The 22,946-nt window shown below is 54.2% G+C and carries 13 protein-coding genes; 5 read left to right on the top strand and 8 right to left on the bottom strand.

The window, feature by feature from the left end:
* Positions 1–32 precede the first annotated feature (32 nt).
* Genes QTO31_RS11075 through QTO31_RS11060 form a run of 4 tightly spaced genes read right to left on the bottom strand, consistent with a single transcriptional unit; the run spans position 33 to position 6,528 of the window.
* A complete protein-coding gene (locus QTO31_RS11075) occupies positions 33–2,561 on the bottom strand; it encodes a VWA domain-containing protein (RefSeq protein ID WP_301429120.1) in 2,529 nt (842 codons plus the stop codon).
* Positions 2,558–4,408 (bottom strand): vWA domain-containing protein, encoded by a 1,851-nt coding sequence (locus tag QTO31_RS11070; RefSeq protein WP_301429119.1) that lies wholly within the window; start codon positions 4,406–4,408, stop codon positions 2,558–2,560. Before QTO31_RS11070 ends, QTO31_RS11075 begins: the two co-directional genes overlap by 4 nt.
* A gap of 22 nt (positions 4,409–4,430) precedes the next feature.
* Positions 4,431–5,348: a DUF58 domain-containing protein gene (locus QTO31_RS11065; RefSeq protein ID WP_301429118.1), complete on the bottom strand. Its 918-nt coding sequence runs from the start codon at positions 5,346–5,348 to the stop codon at positions 4,431–4,433.
* Positions 5,320–6,528, bottom strand: coding sequence for a hypothetical protein (locus tag QTO31_RS11060; protein ID WP_301429117.1), 1,209 nt, complete (start codon positions 6,526–6,528; stop codon positions 5,320–5,322). Before QTO31_RS11060 ends, QTO31_RS11065 begins: the two co-directional genes overlap by 29 nt.
* A gap of 98 nt (positions 6,529–6,626) precedes the next feature.
* Here QTO31_RS11060 and QTO31_RS11055 point away from each other — a divergent pair, with 98 nt between their 5' ends.
* A complete protein-coding gene (locus QTO31_RS11055) occupies positions 6,627–8,012 on the top strand; it encodes an NAD(P)H-dependent oxidoreductase (RefSeq protein WP_301429116.1) in 1,386 nt (461 codons plus the stop codon).
* Positions 8,013–8,181: 169 nt separating this feature from the next.
* Positions 8,182–9,021: an NAD(P)-dependent oxidoreductase gene (locus QTO31_RS11050; protein WP_301429115.1), complete on the top strand. Its 840-nt coding sequence runs from the start codon at positions 8,182–8,184 to the stop codon at positions 9,019–9,021.
* 107 nt (positions 9,022–9,128) lie between these two features.
* Here the strand turns inward: QTO31_RS11050 and QTO31_RS11045 are convergent, their stop codons facing one another.
* Together QTO31_RS11045 and QTO31_RS11040 are read right to left on the bottom strand one after the other, a co-directional pair.
* Positions 9,129–9,806, bottom strand: coding sequence for a response regulator transcription factor (locus QTO31_RS11045; protein WP_301429114.1), 678 nt, complete (start codon positions 9,804–9,806; stop codon positions 9,129–9,131).
* A complete protein-coding gene (locus tag QTO31_RS11040; RefSeq protein ID WP_301429113.1) occupies positions 9,803–12,253 on the bottom strand; it encodes an ATP-binding protein in 2,451 nt (816 codons plus the stop codon). Before QTO31_RS11040 ends, QTO31_RS11045 begins: the two co-directional genes overlap by 4 nt.
* 210 nt (positions 12,254–12,463) lie before the next feature.
* Between QTO31_RS11040 and QTO31_RS11035 the strand changes: the two genes are divergently transcribed.
* Genes QTO31_RS11035 through QTO31_RS11025 form a run of 3 tightly spaced genes read left to right on the top strand, consistent with a single transcriptional unit; the run spans position 12,464 to position 15,357 of the window.
* Positions 12,464–13,510, top strand: coding sequence for an amidohydrolase family protein (locus QTO31_RS11035; protein WP_301429112.1), 1,047 nt, complete (start codon positions 12,464–12,466; stop codon positions 13,508–13,510).
* Between the two features lie 13 nt (positions 13,511–13,523).
* Positions 13,524–14,300 carry a metal-sulfur cluster assembly factor gene (locus QTO31_RS11030; protein WP_301429111.1) on the top strand — a complete coding sequence of 259 codons (777 nt, stop codon included), beginning with the start codon at positions 13,524–13,526 and terminating at the stop codon, positions 14,298–14,300.
* A gap of 13 nt (positions 14,301–14,313) precedes the next feature.
* On the top strand, positions 14,314–15,357 hold the full coding sequence (locus QTO31_RS11025; protein WP_031458327.1) for an NAD(P)-dependent alcohol dehydrogenase: 1,044 nt from the start codon (positions 14,314–14,316) through the stop codon (positions 15,355–15,357).
* Between the two features lie 153 nt (positions 15,358–15,510).
* Here QTO31_RS11025 and QTO31_RS11020 read toward each other — a convergent pair whose 3' ends face one another.
* Both QTO31_RS11020 and QTO31_RS11015 read right to left on the bottom strand, forming a co-directional pair.
* Entirely contained in the window at positions 15,511–16,353 is an 843-nt protein-coding gene (locus tag QTO31_RS11020; protein ID WP_301429110.1) for a hypothetical protein, read from the bottom strand.
* A 155-nt stretch (positions 16,354–16,508) separates the two neighbouring features.
* On the bottom strand, positions 16,509–22,802 hold the full coding sequence (locus tag QTO31_RS11015; protein WP_301429109.1) for an SdrD B-like domain-containing protein: 6,294 nt from the start codon (positions 22,800–22,802) through the stop codon (positions 16,509–16,511).
* Positions 22,803–22,946: the final 144 nt, after the last annotated feature.

Raw genomic sequence — 22,946 nt, 5'->3', positions numbered from 1 at the left:
TTTAACCGCGGATGATTGTAGTCTCAAATCCATCACCTTAAGCCTCGATTCCTCCGCAATGCAATCTCGACCAGCCAGAACACAAGGGCCAGCCCGGCCAACAACGGCCACCAGACCGTTGATGTCGGTTGCGGGGATGATGTTAACGAGGTAGTGAGATCAAACTCCAGGTTGCCGCCGGTAACGACAGCGATCTGGCGTAAGAGTGCTTCGCCTGTGTTCGACGTGTGTATAGCGTACTCCGCCGGTGGGGGTTGAACATAGCCAATACTGCGCTGCAGGGTTTGTTGCCCGCTAAACAGCGCAACCGTGATCTCATACGGGCCGCTGCTGGTAAATGTTAGGTCGCGGGTATAGTATCCCGGCCCCATCTGCTCCAGACGGAAGCTCTGCTCACTGCCATCAGGTAGGGTGATGCGGGCGTTAACCTGGGCTAAATCGATAGGGTCGCCGCCCGCTGTTTGTGCCTCAACCACCAGGCGAGTCCCATTTGTTGTCGGTTCCAGTCGTACCTGAAGTGGCCCACTGTCAGGTGTTGGTATGGTATAACGTACAACTTGCGCCCAGAACTGATCGTATCCCTGCCAGCCTGGCCAGGCGTTAGCCCAGGGCTCGGCAGCGCTGGCTGTCCAGGCGACACTCCGGCCTAAACCGTATTGCCAGACGGCTAATAGCGGGTCTCCTGTCGGGCTTTTGAGGACAACAGTAGCCTCGTTGCGTGGTTGCAAAGCAACGTATCCGTCGATCAGAGGGAGTTCACGGGGATCGAGGTTGCGTATCAGGGGGTGCGCTTGATTCACCAGTACCGGCGCCGGTTGCTCAACCGTTGGCTCGGCCGCCACAATCTCACTCTCCTGCAACGTGAGCCGTGGCAGATCGGTGGCATCTGCCACGAAGTAGTACCGTCCATTTCCCCATTGAGCCAACTGATCTAGTAATTCCGTGTCGGCGTCGGTACCGATAGCTATCGTCGAAAGGGTTATCTGGGCCGCACGAGCCGTTTCAATCAATTGTTGGTAACGCGGATAATTATTACTGTAACTGCGTCCGTCGGTCAACAGCACTGCATGTCGGGTACGATACGGTTCGTTTGCCAGCGCCGGCAAGCCAACTGCCAATGCTCGTTCGATATTAGTTCCACCACCAAGTGGCATCAGAGCGATCTGGCTTTGCAACTCGGCCAGCCGTGCCCCTTCACCGACCTCCTGAAAAGGGATCGTCCAGATCGTATCGGTATCAAACGCTAATACACCAACCCGATCCTCTGATTGTAAAGCGGTAAGGGCAAGCATTGCTGCCTCTTTCGCCATATCGAACTTTGTCACCCCGAACGAGGCGCTCATGCTGGCCGAGCGATCGATGATCAGCAAGAGCGATACCGGTGCCCGTTGTGGCCTTGGCGGTGGAGTCATCAATAGCGGTAGAACATCGGCCAGCGGTGTGTCCGCATACCCGCCTAGTGTAAACGATTGTCTCCCGCCGAGAACAGTCAGCCCTTTCCCTTCACTGCGCACCGCTTCGCGGATCGCCATCATCTGATCGAGCGTCAGTTGATGGGCCGCTACGTCAATCATGACGACCCCTTCAAACCTACGCAAGAGTTCGAGGTTGGTGGGAAATGCACTCGCCGGGATACGTTCAACTTCTGTGCCGGCCTGGCGCAGAGTAGCATCCAGTATCGCGCCGCTCTCACGGCTACCTTCCACCAACAAGATGCGTGGTGGTGGTATGACCAGTGCGGTCATGGCAGCGCTGTTGTTCGCGGCAAAGGTATCATTCCCAGTAGGAATAATTTCGGCACGCAGACTGAGGATTCCCGGTTTGGTTGCGCTGTGCGTTGTGACAAACTGGTACTGTCCAGGTGGGATGAAGACCGATTCTGAGGTGAGCAATTCACCCTCTGCCCATACGTTCAGGCGAGCAGATAGCGGATCGGCGTTATCTGTTGGTTGATAAAAGGTAGAAATCACGATGTCGAACGTTTCGCCACTCCGCAAGAGGGTAGGGGCATCGATGCGGGTCACCGCAACTTCTGGTATTGCTGGTGGAGCAAAGAAACGCACGTCAATTTGGATACCGGCTTGTGCTGCCTGCTGTGCCGCAACCAGAGCATTGCCACCGGTCGCCTGACCGTCACTGATCACGATCACTCTCCCCCCGCCGGGCAACAGTTGTTGAGCAGTCGTGATCGCTGCTGCCAAATCACTCCCTGCGCCATCTGGTAGTCGGTCGCGACCTGCCACGACTGTCGCCCCAAATGCCAGCAAGCGCGTTTCTGGGCCGGCCGCAGTGGCAATTGATTCTGCTTCAGCTCGAATCGCAGCGCGACCGGCAGCAGTCAGACTGTCTGATTGATCGTACAGCACAATCAGCGGGCTATTACCCGGTTTGCCGGCCTTCGGTAGTACCGGATCGGCCAACGCGCCGATCAAGAAGGTAACGATGACGAGCCGTAGCCCTACCACCGACCAGGGTAATCGACTTCTGGTACGTCGCCAGATTAAGACCAGCGCTGGGAGCGTCAACAGGAGCCAGAACATATGTGGTGCTTGCCAGATCATCGTACCTCCTGGACAGATCGGCGCTGAATGTAGAGCCATTCCACAACCAAGATGATAATTGCCATCATGATTAACCATGACCACAATGGTTGCGGTGTTGCTATCGATTTGGTTTGCGTCGACGTGACTGGAGGGCTGATCGTTGTACTCGACATCCGTGGTGTTGGGTCGGCTTCGGCAAGAGTGCTAGCGTTGACCGGCAGGTGTGCTTCGTGGATAGTCTGTTCGTTTGCCCATTCACGGATGCGGTAAAGACCGGTTTGCGTTAAGGTGATGGCGACGGGTAAAGCCGGTTGTACTTCAACCACGTCACGTATGCCATTGGGAGCAATGATCTCTAATTGCGTTGTCCGCAGATCGGCCTGATAGAGTAGGGTTTCCCCTGTTATGACCGCAGCCGGCAGTGGCGGTGGCGCCAGACTACGAATAGTACGCGCTACCAGTAACGGAAACGCCAGCCGTCGGGTCAGGGGATGATCGGTGAGATCAACATTCCAAACGGCCACCTCACTACGTTCAACCCGACCACGCAGGATAAGCGGGTGATCACCACTGAACGCCAGCGGTGTTAACCAATCTGGAGGTTCAATAACGGTAATTGCTCCCCAGTCAATGCCGCTCAGGTTAACGTCGCGCAAGAGCGTTTCTCCGGCAGGTGTGAGTGTAATCGAAGGAATAGCGGTTGTTGTTCCTCGTACATCGAGCAGTGATCCGGCGGGCGGGTTGATGACGAGCACACCACCTGTCGGCCAGCGTGCCGGCAATGTCTGTACCAAGATGGTGACATCGGCAGTAGTCGATTGCTCGGCAACGTAGGCGGCTGGTGTCACGGCTGTTACGACAACGTCTGGCATGGCCTGCAACGCCCGTACCAGCGCCGGTGAATCGTCGGCGACAAAGAGTACCCGAATGGGGCGCCGGTTATTCACTATAACAGTCGCAGTATCGTCGAGCGGTAAGCCATCAGCGCCATCGAACGCTAACCGCACCTGCTGCGCTGGCCCCGGAAGAGTCCAGCTTAGTTCGAGCACAGCACCCGGTTGCATACTGACCTGCTCGGTCAATTGCAGTTGATCGTCAAGCCAGAGCTGCACTGGCCCCCTGAATAGGCGATTACCGGCGTTGACGAGCCGGGCATAGATATGAACGGCCTGAGCCTCATCTGTTCGGGCAGCCAGTGTCGCTACTGCCCGATTCGGTTGTTCAGTGCCGATCACTTCAATGTGTACAGGAAAGCGGATGTTGCTGACATTGGGCGGAGGTAGTGCCCCGTCGGTAAGTACAAATATTTCGGCTCCTGGTTGGTCGAAAAGCAACGTTTCGGCGATGGTGAATGCGCCAACCAGATCACTCCCGCTTCCCTCAATATCGAGAGTATTGAGTGCCCCTAACAGCCGCGCACTATCGGCAACATGACCACGGTCGATCAACCGTGGTCTTGGGCCGGCGCCGATCAACACTACCTGATCAGCACCACGCATCTCTCTGATCAAAACGGCTGCCCGCTGGCGGGCGCGTTCGAGACGGCTGCTGCCACCTTCCACCAGCGCCATACTGGTTGACGTATCTATGATAATTGCCCACGTGCGTGCACTTGTCCATGGCAAGGTGATCTCAGGCTGAGCTAGGGCAACACCGATCAGTAAAGCAACCAGCAAGTGCAGGAATAAGAGCAACGTCAGGCGGAAGCGACGGCGGCGGCGTGCAGTAGTCTGCAACGGAATCTGCCGCCAGAGAAGCAGAGATGGTACCTCAACGCGCCGCCGACGCAACTGAGTCATGTGTAAGATAACGATGATCGGCAGCGTGAGGAGCGATAGCAGAGCTAAAGGAACGAGCAGTGTCATACCGATCCTGAGCTGATGCGGGTCAGGTTAGAAAACGGCGTACCCGCAGAAACGGAATAATCTGGCGTTCGAGAACCCAATCGGTCATGATAGCGGCGTACCTTATGCCATAGGTAGCACATTGACGGGCAATTGCCGACCGCCAGTTCTGAACTGCGGTGCGATAGGCTGCTAATGTCTCGGTATCAAGATCGACCATCATCCGTTCGCCGGTTTCGCTATCAACCAGTTCTAGCGGTCCTTGCAGGTTCGGCGCTGTCTCCGTTTTACTCAGGATATGCAACACCATCACCTGCCAACGCGGCGCCGGTAGAATCAGGGCGAGTCGTTCCATCGGCATCGCTGTGAGCAGATCGGAAAGGAACAACACCAGGCCACCCCGCGAGCTGCGCTGGGCTATCTGGTAGGCTGCCTGTACCAAATCGGTGCGTAGTGTCGGTGTTACTTCACGCAATGCAGTGAACAGTTCAACCGCCTGCATCTTGCCACGCGCTGGACCAAAAATGAGGGATGGCCGATCACCGGCCAGTACACTCACCCGATCACCGTGGGCCAGTGCCAGATAACCGATTGCTCCGCTAAGCTGGATTGCCAGCCGCAATCGATCCGGTTCACCCATCGCCATGCTTCGCGACGTGTCGAGAATCACACTGACTGCCACGTCTTGTTCGGTTTCGCCTAGACGTACCAAAAGCTGCTCTTGCCGGGCGTAGACATTCCAGTCGAGATAACGCAGATCATCACCGGGAACATACGGACGATGATCGCTAAAAATCGTTGCCGGCATTGGTTGCCGACCAGGATAACGCCCGACAATCGGTGTGCCGCGCAAAGTACGTTGCGCTTGCAGGCTTAGTCGCTCTAGCCGACGCAGAAATGCTTCGTCGAACAATGGCGGCGGTGTACTCGATTTACGGCGAAAAATAGTTGCGAACCACATCGCGGACATCCGTGGGTATCTGAAGTGGATCATCGGCAGCTTGCACCGGTCCACCGTTCCCAAATCCTCCTGAGCGAATGATCGGGGTTCCTGTCTGAGCGTTAGTGGTCTGTTCGCCAGGGGTACCGGTGGTTGGAAGCTGACCTTGACCGTCGGTTGTTAACTCTAGTGGCGTACCCTCAACCCCACTTGGGCGAAAGGGTTGCTCGCGGCGCTGGCTCCCCGGTGCGTTTCCTGCACCACCACCGCCACTTGCGACGGATGCAGATGAACCGGGTTGTCGCTCAAGGGCATCTGCCAGCGCCTCAAGACCGGCAGCGCCGGCAACCGCATCACCAAACTGAAGCGCATCGGCGGTTGCCCGCATCTGATCGGCCAGATCGGGTTGGGTGCGCTGAATCGCACGGGCGGCTTCACGGAGTGCAGCAGCTAATGCCTCACGTGATTCTGGTGAAATCTCACCCATTTGATCGGCTAGTTCACGTAGGGCATCAGCAGCACTTGCAGGATTACCCTGATCGAGTGCTTCAGCAGCCTGACGAGTGATACCTTGATCGCGTAACGCATCGGCCAGTGCAGAAAGCACGCCTGGATCGGTACTCGCTGCTGGAGCAGGGATGACGCTGGTCGATTGCTGGTCTGCTGGCATCGCTACCGGGTCAGGTCTCGCCAGATCGGGCAGTGGCTCTGCTACGCTAGACAGGGGCATTGGTGATGGTATCAGAAGAAGTAGCCCCATAAGGATGAAGAGAAGTGAAACAGGCGTGAGCGCTTCTGACCAGAGTGGTGGCCTGGTTCGATTGACATAATTTTGCACGCGATCCAAACTCTCTTGAGCCTGTGCCTGCAACCGAGCGGCGATCCCAACTTGATTGCCTCGTAATTCTAGCGCAGTGCTTATCTGTTCATGCAGATCGAACCGGCGGTCGAGGCGACGAGCTACAGTGGTCAATGACAGCCGAAATGCCAGGGCGCGCAAACTTCCTACCAGTACACTACCGGCGACAATCCAGCCTGCGAGAGGGCGCGGTAACGCACCGAGACCAAATATCGGCAGCAGAGCGCCGATACAGGCAATGAGTAACCCAACACTGACAGACCGCACCAACTCCTCGATTGCGTGCTGCCGCCAGCGTTGGGCTTTGAGGGTACGAAGTTGTTTTACCAATTGGTCCTGCATACTGGCAGTGTACCACAATCTGATCGATTACAATATGAATCACCGATGATTTTTCGCGATCTGATAGTCTTGCCGTTGAATAATAGAAGGGAAAATGTATGAATGACCTGCTCTCGCTACTGGCCCGTCGGGTTGCTGAAGGGCGACCCTTACGGGTAGGATTGATCGGCGCCGGGAAATTTGGGACAATGTTTCTGGCGCAGGCGCGTCGGGTAAGTGGTCTCCATGTTCTCGGTGTAGCCGATCTGTCTCCTGAACGAGCACGGATTGCATTAGAGCGCGCTGGTTGGCCTGCCGGTCAATATGCCGCTACCTCACTGGCCGACGCCTTACAGCAGGGTACAACTTACGTTGGTGATGATGCTGCGGCTCTCATTGCTGCCGATGGCCTCGAAGTTATTGTTGAGGCAACCGGTTCTCCTGCCGCCGGGGTTGCGCATTGTCTGCTGGCAATTGAGCATCACCGTCACGTGGTCATGGTCAACGTCGAGGCCGATGCCCTGCTCGGCCCCCTGCTCGCCCGTCGTGCTGCTGAAGCAGGTGTCATCTACTCACTGGCGTATGGTGATCAACCAGCCCTGATCGCCGAGCAGGTAGAATGGGCGCGGGCTTGTGGCTTCGAGGTTATTTGTGCCGGTAAGGGTACCCGGTACTTACCGCATTATCATCAGAGCACGCCGGATACCGTCTGGCAGTATTACGGCCTGAGCGCCGAGCAGGCAGCGGCGGGTGGCATGAATCCACAAATGTTCAATTCCTTTCTCGACGGAACCAAATCGGCTATCGAGATGGCAGCAGTTGCCAATGCCTGCCTGCTGCGCCCACAACCTCATGGGCTGGCATTTCCTCCCTGCGGAGTTGACGATCTCCCTCATGTGTTACGACCCCAAACGGCCGGTGGGCAGCTAACGCATGCTGGTACCGTTGAGGTTGTTTCATCGCTCGAGCGTGATGGCCGTCCGGTATTTCGCGATCTACGGTGGGGCGTCTACGTAGTCTTCGCGGCTCCCGACGACTATGTGCGACGTTGTTTTGCCGAATACGGCCTGGTCACCGATGCCAGTGGAGTTTATAGTGCGCTGTACCGTCCTTCCCACCTGATTGGACTGGAATTGCCGATTTCGGTGTTGCGAGTAGGTCTACGCCAGGAACCAACCGGCTATCCCAGAGCATTTCTCGGTGATGTGGTGGCAGTTGCCAAGCGTGATCTGGCCGAGGGCGAGGCACTTGATGGAGAAGGGGGATATACCGTTTACGGGAAACTCATGCCAGCAGCCGATTCGGTGGCTATGGGAGCATTGCCGATCGGGTTGGCCCACAATACCCGCACCTTACGCCCGATCCCGGCAGGTACTGTTGTGCGCTGGGATGATGTTGATTACGAAACCAACCATCCGACCGTCCGTCTACGCCGCTTTATGGAGCGCACGATGACCGGGCGCGTTTCTGAAGGTATGCCCCCGTTTCCGGGGATGGCGGGTTAACGCCCCGTGTCGTTGTGACGCAGCCGGGTCATCTCTGCTCCGGCGACAGCTATGATCGGCGAACAGAACCATCCTGCTGACGGCGGCATGTCGGAGTTTCATTGAAAGGGGCTTGGCAGTACATCTGTCAGGACAGGAATGTTCAGACACTCTCTGCGGGGATAAGCCAATGACGATCGCACTGTTTGGGTTAGGGTTAATGGGGCGGCCAATGGCGCGCACATTATTGGCTGCCGGATTTAACATCATCGGCTGGAATCGTTCACCACTTGACCCATCGTTGACCGAAGGTATCCCACTGGCCACCACCCTCGCCGAAGCGGCGCAGGCCGAGACACTGATTCTGATGTTGAGTGACTCGGCTGCGGTTGACGAGATGTTGCGCCGCCTCGATCCATTGTTACAGCCAGGACAACTGGTCATCGATATGGGTAGCTCTGATCCGCTGCACTCCAAAGCGCACGCAGCAAGGCTGGCCGAACGAGGTGTTGGCTGGGTCGATGCGCCAGTATCAGGTGGGCCTGAAGGGGCAGCTACTGGAACGTTGGCGATCATGGTTGGCGGTACAACCGAGGATGTCAGCCGTGCCCGACCGATATTGACGGCATTGGGGCGACCAACCCACGTTGGCCCACCGGGTGCCGGTCATACTGCGAAAGTGATTAATCAACTGATCGTCGGACTAACCATTCAAGCCGTCGCCGAAGCGATCGTACTGGCCGAAGCCTACGGAGTCGATCCGGCACTCTTGCGCACAGCGTTAGCTGGCGGTTTTGCCGATTCGAAGATACTGCAAATTCACGGCGCACGGATGGCGGAGCGGCGCTATGTTCCGGGCGGCAAGGTCACGACACAGCTCAAAGATTTGCGGCTGGCAGCAGCAATGGCGCAAGCTGCAGGAATTGAGTTGCCGCATCTGACCGATACCATTGCCCGCTACGAAATCCTGGTCGAACGCGGCCTAGGTGAACTGGATCACTCGGCGTTACATATGTTGTTGAGCGAGTGAGTGGGAAGGAGTGAGAGCCAAGGTGTTAGGAGCAACAGCAAGGGCAGGTTTCCCAACCGGCTCTGTGGGAGAAGAAGGTTGCCGCGACAGTGGTGAAGGTCGATACGCTACTCACCGTGATTAAACCGGTATCCAACATGTGGTTCGGTAAGGATATAACGCGGGTGCGAGGGATCTGGCTCTAATTTGACTCGTAAACGTCGAATGACGCCTTTGACATAGTCAGTTGAGTCGATATACTGAGGACCCCACACCCGTTGTACGATCTGGCGTGCTGTAACTACACCATTGCGGTGAGTCACTAATTCGGCCAACACTGCATATTCAATTGGCGTTAAGCTAACTATTTGCCCCTGCCGTTGTACCAGGCGACGGCTTGTATCAATCACCAAATCAGCACATTGAATCACGGTCTGCTCACTCCGTCCACGACGCAAAACAGCCCGAATCCGTGCAAGTAGCTCACGCAATCGAAATGGTTTTACCAGATAATCGTCAGCGCCGTTATCGAGAGCAGTCACGATGTCGGCTTCAGCACCTTTCACACTGACAACAATGATCGGGGTTGAGCTTTGCTGACGGATTCGCTGACAAACGGCTATGCCATGCAGCGATGGCATAACGAGATCAAGCAATACGAGATCGGGTGCAAGCTGAGTAAATAGGGAAAGTGCATGATCACCATCGTGTGCGACCGCGATGTCATACCCTTGCGCTTTCAGGGAGGGCATGATTGCGGCCACAATCCCCGGATCGTCATCAACAATAAGAATACGCTGCTTCATACTGACTCTCTGCTGTGATACTCTAACGGACACCAGGCAGTTGGTTGTTCGTTGATCAACGGCAACATGATCCGAAAAATACTGCCACCACCAGGTCGCTCATCAACCCAGATACTTCCCTGATGTGCGGCAACAATACCGTGGCAGATTGCGAGCCCCAACCCACTCCCATTACGATGACTACGACGGTCACGTTCCAGACGGTAAAACCGATCAAAGATGCGATGTCGTTCATTGATGGGGATGCCCGGACCGCGATCACTAATACTTATCACCAGATCGGTATTCGTGCAGAATGCTTCTATGGTGATAGGACCTTCGGGCGGACCGTACTTCTGAGCGTTTTCAAGAATATTCCACAGCACTTGAGTAATGAGCGTCGGGTCAATATATAACGGCGGCAACGTTGGCGACAGGAAGATTTCGATCCGACATACAGGGTATTGTTGCTGGAAGTTGGTGATAACATCGTGCACTAATGCGTGTAATTCAACCCACTCACGATCAATTGGGAGTGTACCGGCTTCAATCCGCGAAAGATCGAGTAGCTGATCAACAAAACGGCTTAAACGCGCTGTTTCACGTGCGATATTCGACAAGAGCGCTCGATGATCGATGGGTGACACCTCATGTTGACGTTCCAACAAGTCTTCGACTGAAGCCCGAATAGCGGTTAACGGCGAGCGAAGATCATGGGATACACTCGCCAAAAACACACTCTTTAGATGATTGGCTTGCCGCAGCGCATCATTTTCACTGGCTACCTGTCGCAAACGGGCATTACTCAGAGTTAGGCCTAATTGCTGCGTAATTGTTAGTAAAAGAGTCAAATCTTCACCACTGATATGGCGATGGGCACGGCTACCAATTAATAAGGCCCCTGCATTTGTAGCATGGAGGATGATCGGGAGCACAACCAGATCACAGCAATCGTGTAACGGAAGTAACGTCCCTTCATGAGCAACAGCATGTTCACGACAGAGCCAGATCGGCTGACCGGTACTCATTACCGTTTCCACCAGAGCCAGGATCTGCTCTTGATCGATTGCAATTTCAGGCACCGCAGTGATTGCTAGGTGTCGATCCTCTTTTAACACCATCATCCCAATATCAAGGTGGGTAAGCGCGAGAATACGCTGCAAAACCACATCGATCTGGCGAATTGGATCGATCAGTGTACTGAGAAAGAGAGCTAACGTGTTGAGAACTTCAGTTTGGGCAGCATATGCCTGCAAATCGGTGTAGAGGCGAGCATGACGTAGTATCGCTGCACCGTGGGCGGCCAGAGTCGCACCACTTTGTTGATCGGCAATCGTCCAGGGGCGAGCCGGTATACGTACCACCAAAATCATACCGCTAATGTCGGGCAGTGGAAAGCCTGCCAATTCTTCTTTGTAGTTGGTTATGGTGGTGCCGCTTATAATAAATGGACGATCACAGAAACGCCAGGTGAGAATTGTCGGATCATGGATAGCGTGCTGTAGAATTTCTGACGCCTTTTGACCTGCTTCACCTGACACCGTCCAGAAATATGTACGCGGCGGGCCAGCAGTTGTTCCTTCTGCGAGTACGGTACCACTGGCATCGAGCAGACGGCCCATTTGTTCAGCGATTACGAAAGGAGTACGTACCGGATCGAGAACACTGCTCACGATGCGCATAACATCAGCTAGACGCTCGAAAAGCACCAGTTGGTCACCGGCGACCGGAGATGCATTATTACTTGGTACTGGTGGTGTCCAACCGCTGAAAATCCGTGATCGAGCCGGTTGTGTGACGCGCTCCAACCGGTAACGTCGTTGCACTTCAGCGGCTGCGGCAGCCATAATGCCGGTAAGGAAAGGACGGACAAGTCGGTAATCTCCGGTAATGTCGAGCACCCCTAACAGATGACCATCATCGGGATGAAATACTGGTGCGGCAGTGCATGTTACATCTTGCCAACCGGTACAGTAGTGTTCAGCGCCAACAAGTTGCACAACCTGTCCTGTCGCCAATGCAACCCCGATTGCATTTGTCCCAGCAACTGCCTCACTCCAATTGCTCCCCGGCAGTAATCCCTTACGGGCCAGTTTGCGTCGGCATGCCGGATCACCATCAACATCGAGCAACGTACCTTCCGCGTCACTTATTGCAACGACATAACCAGCGTTACCGAGCGTCGCTCGTAAACGAAGCAGGACCGGACCGGCAGCGCGCAGAAATGCTACATTGAGATCGTAGAGATCGCGAAGCTGCTGATCATTGGTTGCCACGAAATGGGCCAGATTGAGTTCAGCATTCACCGCCAGGGCCCGACAGCGTTGCCAGGAATCACGAATAACGGTGCGCATTGATGAAAGATCAACGTTAGTATTGCTCAGAAACTCTTCGCGCAGTCTGGCAATCCGCCAGGCTAGCGCATCGAGATCTGCTATGGTCGCTATTCGCAGCGCTGTTTCGTTCATAGCGCCTCCCTGCGCCTGGTATATGGTGCCTTCTGTTTAGCTGCGGTAATCTGGTTATACCATACCTCAATGAGGGTCGTCTACTATCCCTGCCAATTTTTTCACCGCTTTTTCACCGTCACCTTATTGCTGAACCGTTACGATACATACATCCCATTCTCAATCTGTCACGGTGTTGGTGGTCGTTGTCATTGTAGACAGGAGGCTCGTATGTATCGTACCGATGATGGTCGCGAAATCTTCGTCATTGATGCACATACCCATTTATGGGATGCTAGTCCGGAAAATCAGCGAGGGAAGCTCGGCAAAGGCTGGATCGATTGTTTCTACGCATACCATAAGAACCTGTCGCCAGCCGATAAGGTTTGGACACTCGAACATTATGAGCGCTACTCAGTCACAGACATGGCCCGCGACCTGTTCGTTGAAGGCTATGTTGATATGTGCATTCTGCAATCAACGAACCTTTTTGAGTTCTACCATACTGGCTTCAATCCTATCGAGCGCAATGCGCAGTTAAAGGAAGCCTTCCCAGAGCGCGTTATCCTGAACGGTTCATTCGATCCGCGTCACGGTGAAGATGGGCCACTTGGTCTGAACGCATTACGGCGAGCGAAGGCTCAATACGATATTAAAGGTGTGAAGCTGTATACTGCGGAATGGGACAAGGGTTCTCGTGGTTGGAAATTGAGCGATCCGGCAGCTTATCCCTTCTTTGAAGAGTGTGAGCGGCTTGGAATTACCAACATTCATGTCCACAAGGGTCCTACCATCTGGCCCCTCGACCGCGATGCGTTTGATGTGGCTGATGTTGACCATGTGGCAACCGATTTTCCCGGACTAACGTTTATTGTTGAGCATTGTGGTCTACCACGTCTAGAAGACTTCTGCTGGATTGCAACGCAAGAAACAAACGTCTGGGGTGGTCTGGCGGTAGTGATGCCCTTCATCCACTCGCGTCCTCGCTACTTTGCCGAAGTGATGGCCAATCTCCTCTACTGGCTCGGTCCTGATAAGCTGACCTTCGCAAGTGACTATGCTCTGTGGACTCCAGGCTGGCTAATCGAGAAGTTCATGGCTTTTGAACTACCACCCGACCTTGAGGCTGAGTTCGGTGTGAAACTAACCCTGGAGACCAAAGAGAAAATTCTTGGTCTGAATGCAGCACGCCTGTATGGCATTGATGTGGAAGCAAAGAAGGAGCAGCTTCGGAACATGCCGGTAGTGCTTGATGGTACTACTCCTGCCTTGGTATGAAAGGGGTCTACCAATGCCGACAACTGCCGAAGTCTATCGTGCTCTGGCTGAAGTCTACGATCCGGAACTGGATACACCGATCACTGAGTTGGGGTTTATCAACGAAGTGCAAATTGATGGCGGACAGGTAACGGTCACGTACACTGTGCCAACCTTCTGGTGTGCACCAAACTTCGTTTTTATGATGTCACAGGATATCCGCCACGAGGTAGGACAGATTCCAGGGGTACACCAGGTCACGGTTCTCGTTCGCAACAATTGTCTCGCTGATGAGATAAACAGCGGGATTAATGCCGGACGAAGTTTTGTCGAAACGTTTCCGAACGATGTTGATCGCCAGTCTGATCTTGAAGCATTGCGTTATACATTTATCGTCAAAGGTTTTCTGGCGCGCCAGGATGTCTTGATCCGTCGTATGCGACAGGTCGGCTTAAGCGATGCAACCATTCTCGGTTTGCGTATTGGTGATGTAATGGTAGCTGGGGAAGACTTGCTTGTGCAGGCGACACCTCCTCAGCGTATTCCATTGGCCGCGGCTGATTTACAACGGTATCTCCACAAGCGGCGCCGACTGCATCTGGCAATGAATGTTGATGCACAACTATTCACAACTGTCACAGATCAACCAATCGCAGAAGCCGATCTGCCGGCTTATCTGCGCTACTCGCGTTCGGCTCGTCTTAATATAGCCTTCAACACCAGCCTCTGCGAAGGACTGCTGAGGACACAGTTCTTCCCGGAACGGCAATACGACTATTCCAGCGTTGGTGATCGCCTGATGATTGAATAGAGAGGATATTCCTATGCGTGCTGCCCGTCTGCACGAGTACGATGAACATCTCAACGTCCAACTTCAGCTCGAAGAGGTACCGCCACCCCAGATTACAAAGCCCGGTGAGGTGATTGTCCGTATCGGCGCAGCCGGTCTCTGTCGTACCGATCTTCACATCATTGAGGGGGTCTGGAAGGATATACAGGATCCACAACGAACTTTGCTGCCTTACATTCTCGGTCACGAGAATGCAGGGTGGGTCGAGGAAGTTGGTCCTGGTGTGACCTCGGTCAAAGTCGGTGATCCGGTCATTTGTCATCCCTTGCGGTCATGCGGTATCTGCCTTGGCTGTCGGCGCGGCGAAGATATGTACTGCGAACATGGCAGCTTCCCTGGCCTCAACTGCGATGGTGGTTTCGCCGAGTACATGTTGACGAACGAACGAGCGCTCATCAAACTCAATCCAAATGTCGCTCCGGTCGATGTAGCACCGTTGGCTGATGCCGGGATCACTGCTTATCGCGTGGCTAAAAAAGCGGCACGCAAGTTGAATCCCGGTCAGTACTGTGTGATCCTTGGCGTTGGCGGCCTCGGTCACATTGCCTTGCAATCAGTACGAGAACTATGTGGAGCGCGAATTATCGCTGTTGATCGCTCGGAGGCGGCCCGTAAACTAGCCCGTGATTTGGGAGCGCACTACGTCCTCGATGGGACTGATACAGTCGTACAGGAGGTCAAGGACTTAACACACGGTGGCGCCCATGTGGTAATTGATTTTGTCGGCGAATTGGGTGCTGAGCAGATCTCATGGCAGATGCTGCGTCAGGGTGGAACCCATTTTGTCGTTGGGTATGGCGGTGCGATCCACGTACCTACTGTCCATATGATCATCACCGAGATTGCAATTGAGGGAAGTCTGGTCGGTAATTACGTCGAGCTGGTTGAACTGATGGAGCTTAATGCAGAAGGACGAGTAAAGCTCTATGGTCAACAATACCGCCTTGAGCAGATCAACCAGGCAATTGACGATTTCAAGCATCGACGAATTGCTGGCAGGGCGGTGATTGTACCATAAGGAATGAGCGGATACGGAGTGAGGGAAGAGACTGCAACGGTCTCTTCCCTCATTTATTTATTGCCGCACCAATAGGAGCGAGTTCAAAACCTGCCCCCATAAGGTTCTATTGCTGCGTGCGATGGCTCATTCGTATTCAATACCTGTAACCGCTTAGTGATCTTCTGGATCGGTCAGGAGTTTACGCAACAGCTCTTCACGAGACTCAGACGGAGGTGTAGTCAGTAGAGTTGATAAGAGACGGTCATTAGTAGATACCGGCTGTGATGATCGGCGTGCTGGCCAGAACTGTAGGCCCAGGCCACCTGCTAGCAAGATAATGCCAAGGATAAACCAGAACTGGGCATTGAACGGTGCGGTTGCTGCGGTGCGCGGCAGCCGTGTCGGCTGCTGATCGATAGCCGTTGCCGGTACAGTATCAGCATCTGTAGCGATACCGGTGTACGGTAACTTTGGTGGCATCGTTTCAGGCACAGGCTCAGGCAAAGCCGGAACAACGACTGGTTGTGGCGCCGGTTCTGCGGTCGGTGCTTCGATTGTCAGGTCGGGCAAAACTGCCGTATTTGGCGCCGGGCTGGTGAAAAAGAGGTGTACCACAACCGTATCGCTAGGCCCGACTGCAATCTCCAATGGCGGCTGAGCGGGCGAACCCTGGTCTGGGTTCAAGTTAAGAGCAAGCCGATAATACCCCGATTCTACCCAGCGGTCATAATTACCATTGCCATCACTGTAAACTAACGCCTCACCAATCTGAACAGCAATACCGGCTGCTGGAGCATTGGTTCGCAGATCAATAATTGTTCCGGTTACCCGACCCATCGGCAGCGGTGTTGGTGTTGCCGGAACAAGAACCGGCGGTGGCAATGTTGGGCGTGGCGACGGTTGCAGCGCCGGAGCAGCGGTTGATTGAGCCGGGAGCGGCAGGAGGGTAAATCCTATCACCATTGCGATCAGGCCGCTGATCATCATGCTGTAGCTGATCATTCGTCGTTGCATAAGCAACTCCTTACCCATTCATAGTATTGTCGGTGTGGCTGGCGCAGGCAGTCATCGCCACGTCTTGTATGACAACAATATCGCGAATTCCTTTACTTGTCCAGGTGGAAAAACCTGCACCAAGTTACATTGCAGGTTTTTCCACTATTGCAGCGCTACTCTGAAACAACGATGGTTATTTCGGCCCGATTATTGGTCTCGTTGACTTCTTCTACAGCGCCAAATGGCGAACGCACGTTACCAGACTCGTCACGGTTCCAGCTATCTACGTATACATAGATAGTATTGCGTCCCGGAGGCAGCCGCCCGTTCCAGGTTGGCGAACTGGTGGCTGGATCGTAGCCGAATGGGTTGGTCGAACTCCGTGGCCGACTGTTCAACGTCACACTTTCGCCAGGCTGGAGCGTGCCATCGAAGAACCAGGCCAATCCTTGCCGTGACAGATCATTCCAGCGCTCGTTGACCTCTGGTGGGCGTCGCGGATTGACATAGAGGTCAACCCAGAACTTGCTGGCCGGTTCGCGACCGACGTTGGTGACAGTGATCTGATAGGTAACCGGTGTGTTGAGGTTCGGGTTGGCTGGTGTGGCCTGGATGCTCACGATCAAATCCGGCGGTATCTGTACCATTGTCAGGGGCAGATACACCAGAACACGTCGGTAATAACCCATGTCCACAACCGCATTCTGCCCAGCTCCCAATGTGAAGGCGGCTACCGGACCATCACTGTCGATGGTGTCATCGCCGCCAACATTTGGCTGGGCCGGTAGATAACCAGCTAGGTTGGTAAAAGTCACAGTAACCTCACCGGGTGGCAGATTGGTTACATTGTAAGCGCCATTCGTATCAGTCGCGACCTGAATTGTCTGCGGTAAAGCTGGTAACAAGGTTGGTGTGAAGGTCACCGTCACGCGCACCCCGCTCACGCGATCCGTTTCTCCAGGATCGCGAACGTTATTTTCATTGGTGTCAAACCATGCGATACCGCTCACGCTCCCAGTACCGCGCAGACCAGCATCGACGCTGCCGAGGGCCTGACCGCTGGAAAGGGCGAAGTTGACAGTTGTGCCATCGGTGCGGAAGTCATTGTCGTCGTCAACACTGATCGAACCGCTCCCGTTATTAGTGGTGGCGTAACCGGCAGGTATGGTCAGACGCAACGAGTAACTACCCGGTGCCAGGTTACTAAAGGCATAGCTGCCATCGCCTAGCGTCTGCGTTGACGTGATCGTATTTCCGGCCGCATCGCGCAGAGCGATGGTCAAATTCGGAATACCAGGCTCACCGGTATCACGCACTCCATTCCCGTTCACGTCATACCAGACCAGATTCCCAATCGCCGTTGTCCGGTACAAACCGAAGTCAATGGTTGCATCATTGGCCGTAAGCGTCAATGACGAACCAACGGCGTTACTATCAGTTGCCGGGTTCCCACCTTGATTGGCCGTGGTTAAGAGATATCCGAAGCGGCTTACCGACTGAATAGTAACCGTACTACCAGGTGGAATGTTGCCGATTGAATAGTTTGGCGATAGGCCACTGGCACTGGTTGAGGTGGTCGTAAAGGTGAACGATGGATTAGTACTGTTGATGACACCGCTGTTGGTTTGAACCTGGATGACAATCGTCACATTCTCCAGCGCCTGTTCGCCGCTATCTTGAATGCCGTTGCCATTGGTGTCTTCCCAAACGAGATCACCAATTGATAGGGCGCCACGCAGACCGGCATCAATGTAAGTGATGTTCGCATCTGAAGCGATGGTAAAGCTATCGGTGCAACCGCTAGGGTTGGCATCACTATTGTTATCGGTCGTCAGCGTATCATCTTTAGTAGTGAAGACAAATCCTGTTGGTGCAGTAAAGCAGAGCTGATAGCTGGTATTGGTCAAACCGGTCGGCTCAATACCGGTGATAGTGAATGCTCCACTACTGTTGGTCGTCACCGGAGTGCCGGGGCCGCTATTATTCCCAACGAGGCGCACCGAAACATTCTCCATCCCCGGCTCACCGCTATCAAAAATGCCGTTGCTGTTGGTGTCGAACCAGACGGTACCGTTGATCTGTGCCGGGCGATAGTATCCAAACGGCACGGCTGGTGCGGTTGCACCGCTGAGCACCAGCGCTGTGGATGCCGTACCAGTGTTGCCCGGCGAACGGACATAACTGCTTGGGTCAGTGGGGATGGTAAAGGTATAGACGCCGGGCGGGCCGGTAAAGGTCACCAGACCTGAGAGGTCGGTTGCCTGTGAACTTGATACCGGCCCACTCACGTTTACGGTAACCGCCCGCAGACCGGCTTCACCGGTCTCAAAGGTATTGTTAATCGTCACCGTCTCGTGGAACACCCGTGCCTGTACGGTCACGTTCTGGTAGTAGCCCCGGTCGCGACTGACAGTCGTTCCCACGCCGAGCGCCTGATCGGTCAGGGCGGCAGGGCCATCACTGTCGGTCGCATCATCTCCCACATCGGCCTGCGTTACCTGGTAGGGTGGCGTTGCCGCAGGTGGGGTGAAGCTCAGCGTGAAGGTGACTGCCCCCGTCCCGCCGGGTAGCCCGCCAAAGCTGTAATTGCCGCTGCTGTCGGTGGTGGCGCTGCGCGTGATGGTGGTGGTCAGATTAGGTAGCGCGACCGTCGCCGTCAGCGTGACGGTTACGTTGGCGAGCGCCGGATCGCCGGTGCGCTGGCCGTCATAGGCCTGGTCAACGAAGGTGATCCCTTTGACTGTGCTATTCCCAATCAGCGCGGCCGACCGGCTCGTTGTTTGGCCGTCGGTAACGGTAAATAGATCAGTTCGACCATTATTGCTCACAATGCTGGCAACGTTGTTATCACCCGTATTAGCGGCCACAAAGCTGAAATTAGCCGCATTGGGGTTGACAAACTCCAGCCGGTAACTTCCACCTTCAACGTTGTTAATGGTGAAATTACCGTTGGTATCGGTTGTGGCTATACCGACTTGCACATCTGATATGTTCAGCAGGCGTACCGTGACCCCACTGATCCCCGGCTCACCACTGGCTGAATTATCAGCCGGTGCATTCTTGCCATCGAAGAAGACTCGTCCGCTAACCGTCCCAAACGTGTAGAAGCCAAACACATGAGTTGTTCCGGGCGGGCTGGTTTGCGTCAGCGAGCTACTACCACTGGTAAGCGGTGATCCAACCACCGGAATGGCTGCGGTTGATCCAGATGAAGGTAACAAACCACTGAGCGGGGTTGAGCTTTCGTCAACGTTGAGGTTATAGGAGCCGGGACGAGCGGTAAAGGTGACCAGGCCGCCGGTCGTCGTTGTGCTGGTAAGCACAGGTGTTCCACCCTGTTCTAGGAATACACGGACACCGACGATCCCAGTTTCACCGCTATCCCACTGATTGTTCCGCCCGGCTGAGGGTTCGCGGAAAACGCGGGCCGTAATGGTGACGTTCCGGAAGTAACCCTGATCAACATTAGTAATCGTTCCACCAGCAGTCGGATTAGTGATTGTGACGATCGGGCCATCACTATCGATAGTATCATCGCTGCCCACATTTGCATCACTGGCGATATAAGCTGTAGAAGGTGGTGCAAAGCTGACAGTATAGGTTACACCGTTGCCACCGGGCAGGTTGTTGAAGGCATAATTAGGTGCTGGCGTACTTATAGTGGCCTGGTAGGTCGCTACCAGGTTCGTCAGATTAGCAGTGACCGTTAGAGTAACGGTTGCACCGCTCAAGTTAGTATCACCTGCATCTTGCAGATTGTCGGCATTGTTATCCTCAAAAATTCGACCACTGACCGTTGTCCGACCGCGGAAGCCGGCATCAATGTTGGTAAGTGAACCGTTGTAAGGTACCGTTAAGGTGCCTGTGCTACTGGTAGCTACATTCCCTGCGGTCGTAACATCGCTATCACCGCCGGTGATAAATTCATAATTCGTCGTATCGGGATTCGTAAACCGTACTGTATAGTTACTAGGTAGAATACCGGTGAAGGTATAGGCGCCACTGGTATTTGTGGTCTTGGTGTCAACGACGTTGTTTAACGAGTCGATTAATTCAACCGTCACACTGCGCAGTCGCGGTTCACCACTGTTAGCCAGACTATCGCCATTTGCATCAAAGAAAGCAATACCACTAATCGTTCCTGGTCGGTAATAACCGAAGTCGGCGTTTTGTACGGCCTGGCTAGGTAGGTTCGTAAAGTTCAGGCTACCGCTATTGCCAGGCGAACGCTGATACCCTGCAGGTGTCGTCACCGTCACTGTGTATGAACCGGGGCGCAGATTAAAGATGGCTTCTCCACCAACATTCGTCGTTAGAGTCTGGGATTCAGTGCCTGTGACCTGAACGGTGACGCCACTAATTCCGGGTTCACCACCATCTCGTGTATTGTTGATCGTCACCGTCTCGCCGAAGACCCGCACAACGATACGCACCGGTCGGTAGAATCCAGCATCAATACCGTTGTTAGGTGTATTCAGAACTGGTGTAAAAGTATCGGTACGCCAGACATCACCACCGACGTTGGCTGTCAAATCACTGTAGTTGGTGTACGTTGCTTCAGTTGGATCAACGGTAGTACCGGTTGGACGCAGACTACCGACAAATCCAATATAACCCGCACCGGCAGTTGCGAGATCGAACGTCACGTAGATTTCTTCAGCAGGTATTCCAGGGAGAGTGTATATTCCGCCTGCACCGCTGGTTGTTGTGCCAAGCAGAGTGTCATTACTTGCCCGGTACGCTCTGACGGTAACACCTGAAATAGTTGGCTCACCAGTATCGTAAACACCGTTGCCATTTGCGTCTTCAAAGACCAGATTACCGATACTGGCTCGTGTCATACCAAAGTCGACCCCAGTATCTTCTGGTGAACCTGCACTTAGTGAGCTCGAGTTACGATAGACATAGCGGTCACCGTTGACGTTCGTAGCTGCAGTTCCGGTCGAATTGCCCAAACCGACCAATGCACCACCGGCTTTGAAGTTATCCGGATCGAGGGTAATGCGGTAGCTGCTGCCTAATGGCAGATCATCGAACAGATAGTAGCCAGGTTGACCATTGTTTGGATTATTGGTAGTGACGGTAAAGAGTTCGCCGCTGTCTCGGATGCCATTACTGTTGCTATCAACAAAGACAATGACACCGTTCACCCCGATTTCGCCGGAATCCGGATTCCCATCACTATCATCGTCAAGCCAGACGAAGTCGCCCACGACGCCCTTATAGAAGCCAAAACGTTGGTTGGAATAGACATTCGTCGTGGCATTCACGGTGAGAGTCGGTCCAGTCACATCACTTGAACCGGGTATCCCATCCGGTGACCCTACATCACCACCGGTTGCATTCGGTGAATTCGCAGCGCCGAAGAGCGGGGCACCGCTGGTAAACTGGCTATTGGGTATCACAACCTGGTAGGTTGTCGTCAGCGGCAAACTGGGGAAGACAAAAATACCACCCTCTTCAGGCTGGGTCGATCCGATCCGCTGGCGCGTGGTAGTGGTACTGATTACTGTAGAGGTATTCGTATCTACTAACTGAACTGTGATCCCATTCAATCTTGGTTCACCACTTTCCCAGAGGCCGTTGCGGTTGTTGTCGCGCCAGATGAAGCCACTTACTGCCCCGCGGGTGAAACCAATATCAACACTGTCAATGTTGACCCCGCGTCCGGTATTGGGCAGCGTTGCTTCGACATTCCCGCCGACCAATACTGCATTCGAGTCGCGAATGGTTGGGTTTGGATCGCCATCGTTGACAAAGGATTGGGTCAGAATGTAACCGGTTGGGATGTCAGCCGCCAGTATGCGTACACGGTAGCCAGCACCGGTGGGGGCATTGTTAAAGATTGCGCGCCCGAGCGCGTCAGTATTCACCGGTCCGGCGACCGTGTTTCCCAGACTATCAACCAGGCGTACCGGCAGACCACTGAATGATGGTTCGCCAGCATCCTGAACTCCATCGGCATCACTGTCATCCCAGACCCGCACCGAGACACTACGAGTCCCGGCTGGAGCACCGGTATCCACTGAACCACCGTCAAGCTCACGCAGGCCAATTCGTTGGGTGACAGCGCCTCCCGAAATAGTCACAAATGAGAGGAGGCCAGGATTATCATTTCCTGGTACAGAGACAACACGGGCGCCGAGGTTACTTATTTCAATGCGATAGTTGCCGTCGGGTAATGAGGGAAAGACCACTTGCCCACTGCTGTCGGTTGTATTCAGACCAACGATCACGCTTTCAGCAGAATAGACCGAGACCAAGATACCGCCGATCCCAGTTTCACCACTGTCGAAGGTGCCGTTGCGATTACTGTCAAGATATACCTGAACGGTGAGAGTTCCTGCCGCAAACACCGACATGACTGCGCTGAAAAGGAGGCTGAGGATGAGGGTAACAATGAAACCTGTGAAGAAGTAGGAACGCTGAGCAGGGCCTCGCTTGAAGACAAAAGGTGGTTGAGCCATAGCGTGTGCTTCCATTTAACAACAAGTGCTTTTTCGTTACAACCTATAGTATAGCAAGTCTATTGTACAACTACGTAGTTTCAGCAGGCAATAGCTCAATACTCCTGATTACGATTAGTACCGTCTTTCGTTTAGGTAAACGTT

This window comes from Chloroflexus sp. MS-CIW-1, assembly GCF_030444705.1.
GTDB lineage: Bacteria > Chloroflexota > Chloroflexia > Chloroflexales > Chloroflexaceae > Chloroflexus.
This window is presented reverse-complemented; position numbering and strand designations above follow the sequence as displayed.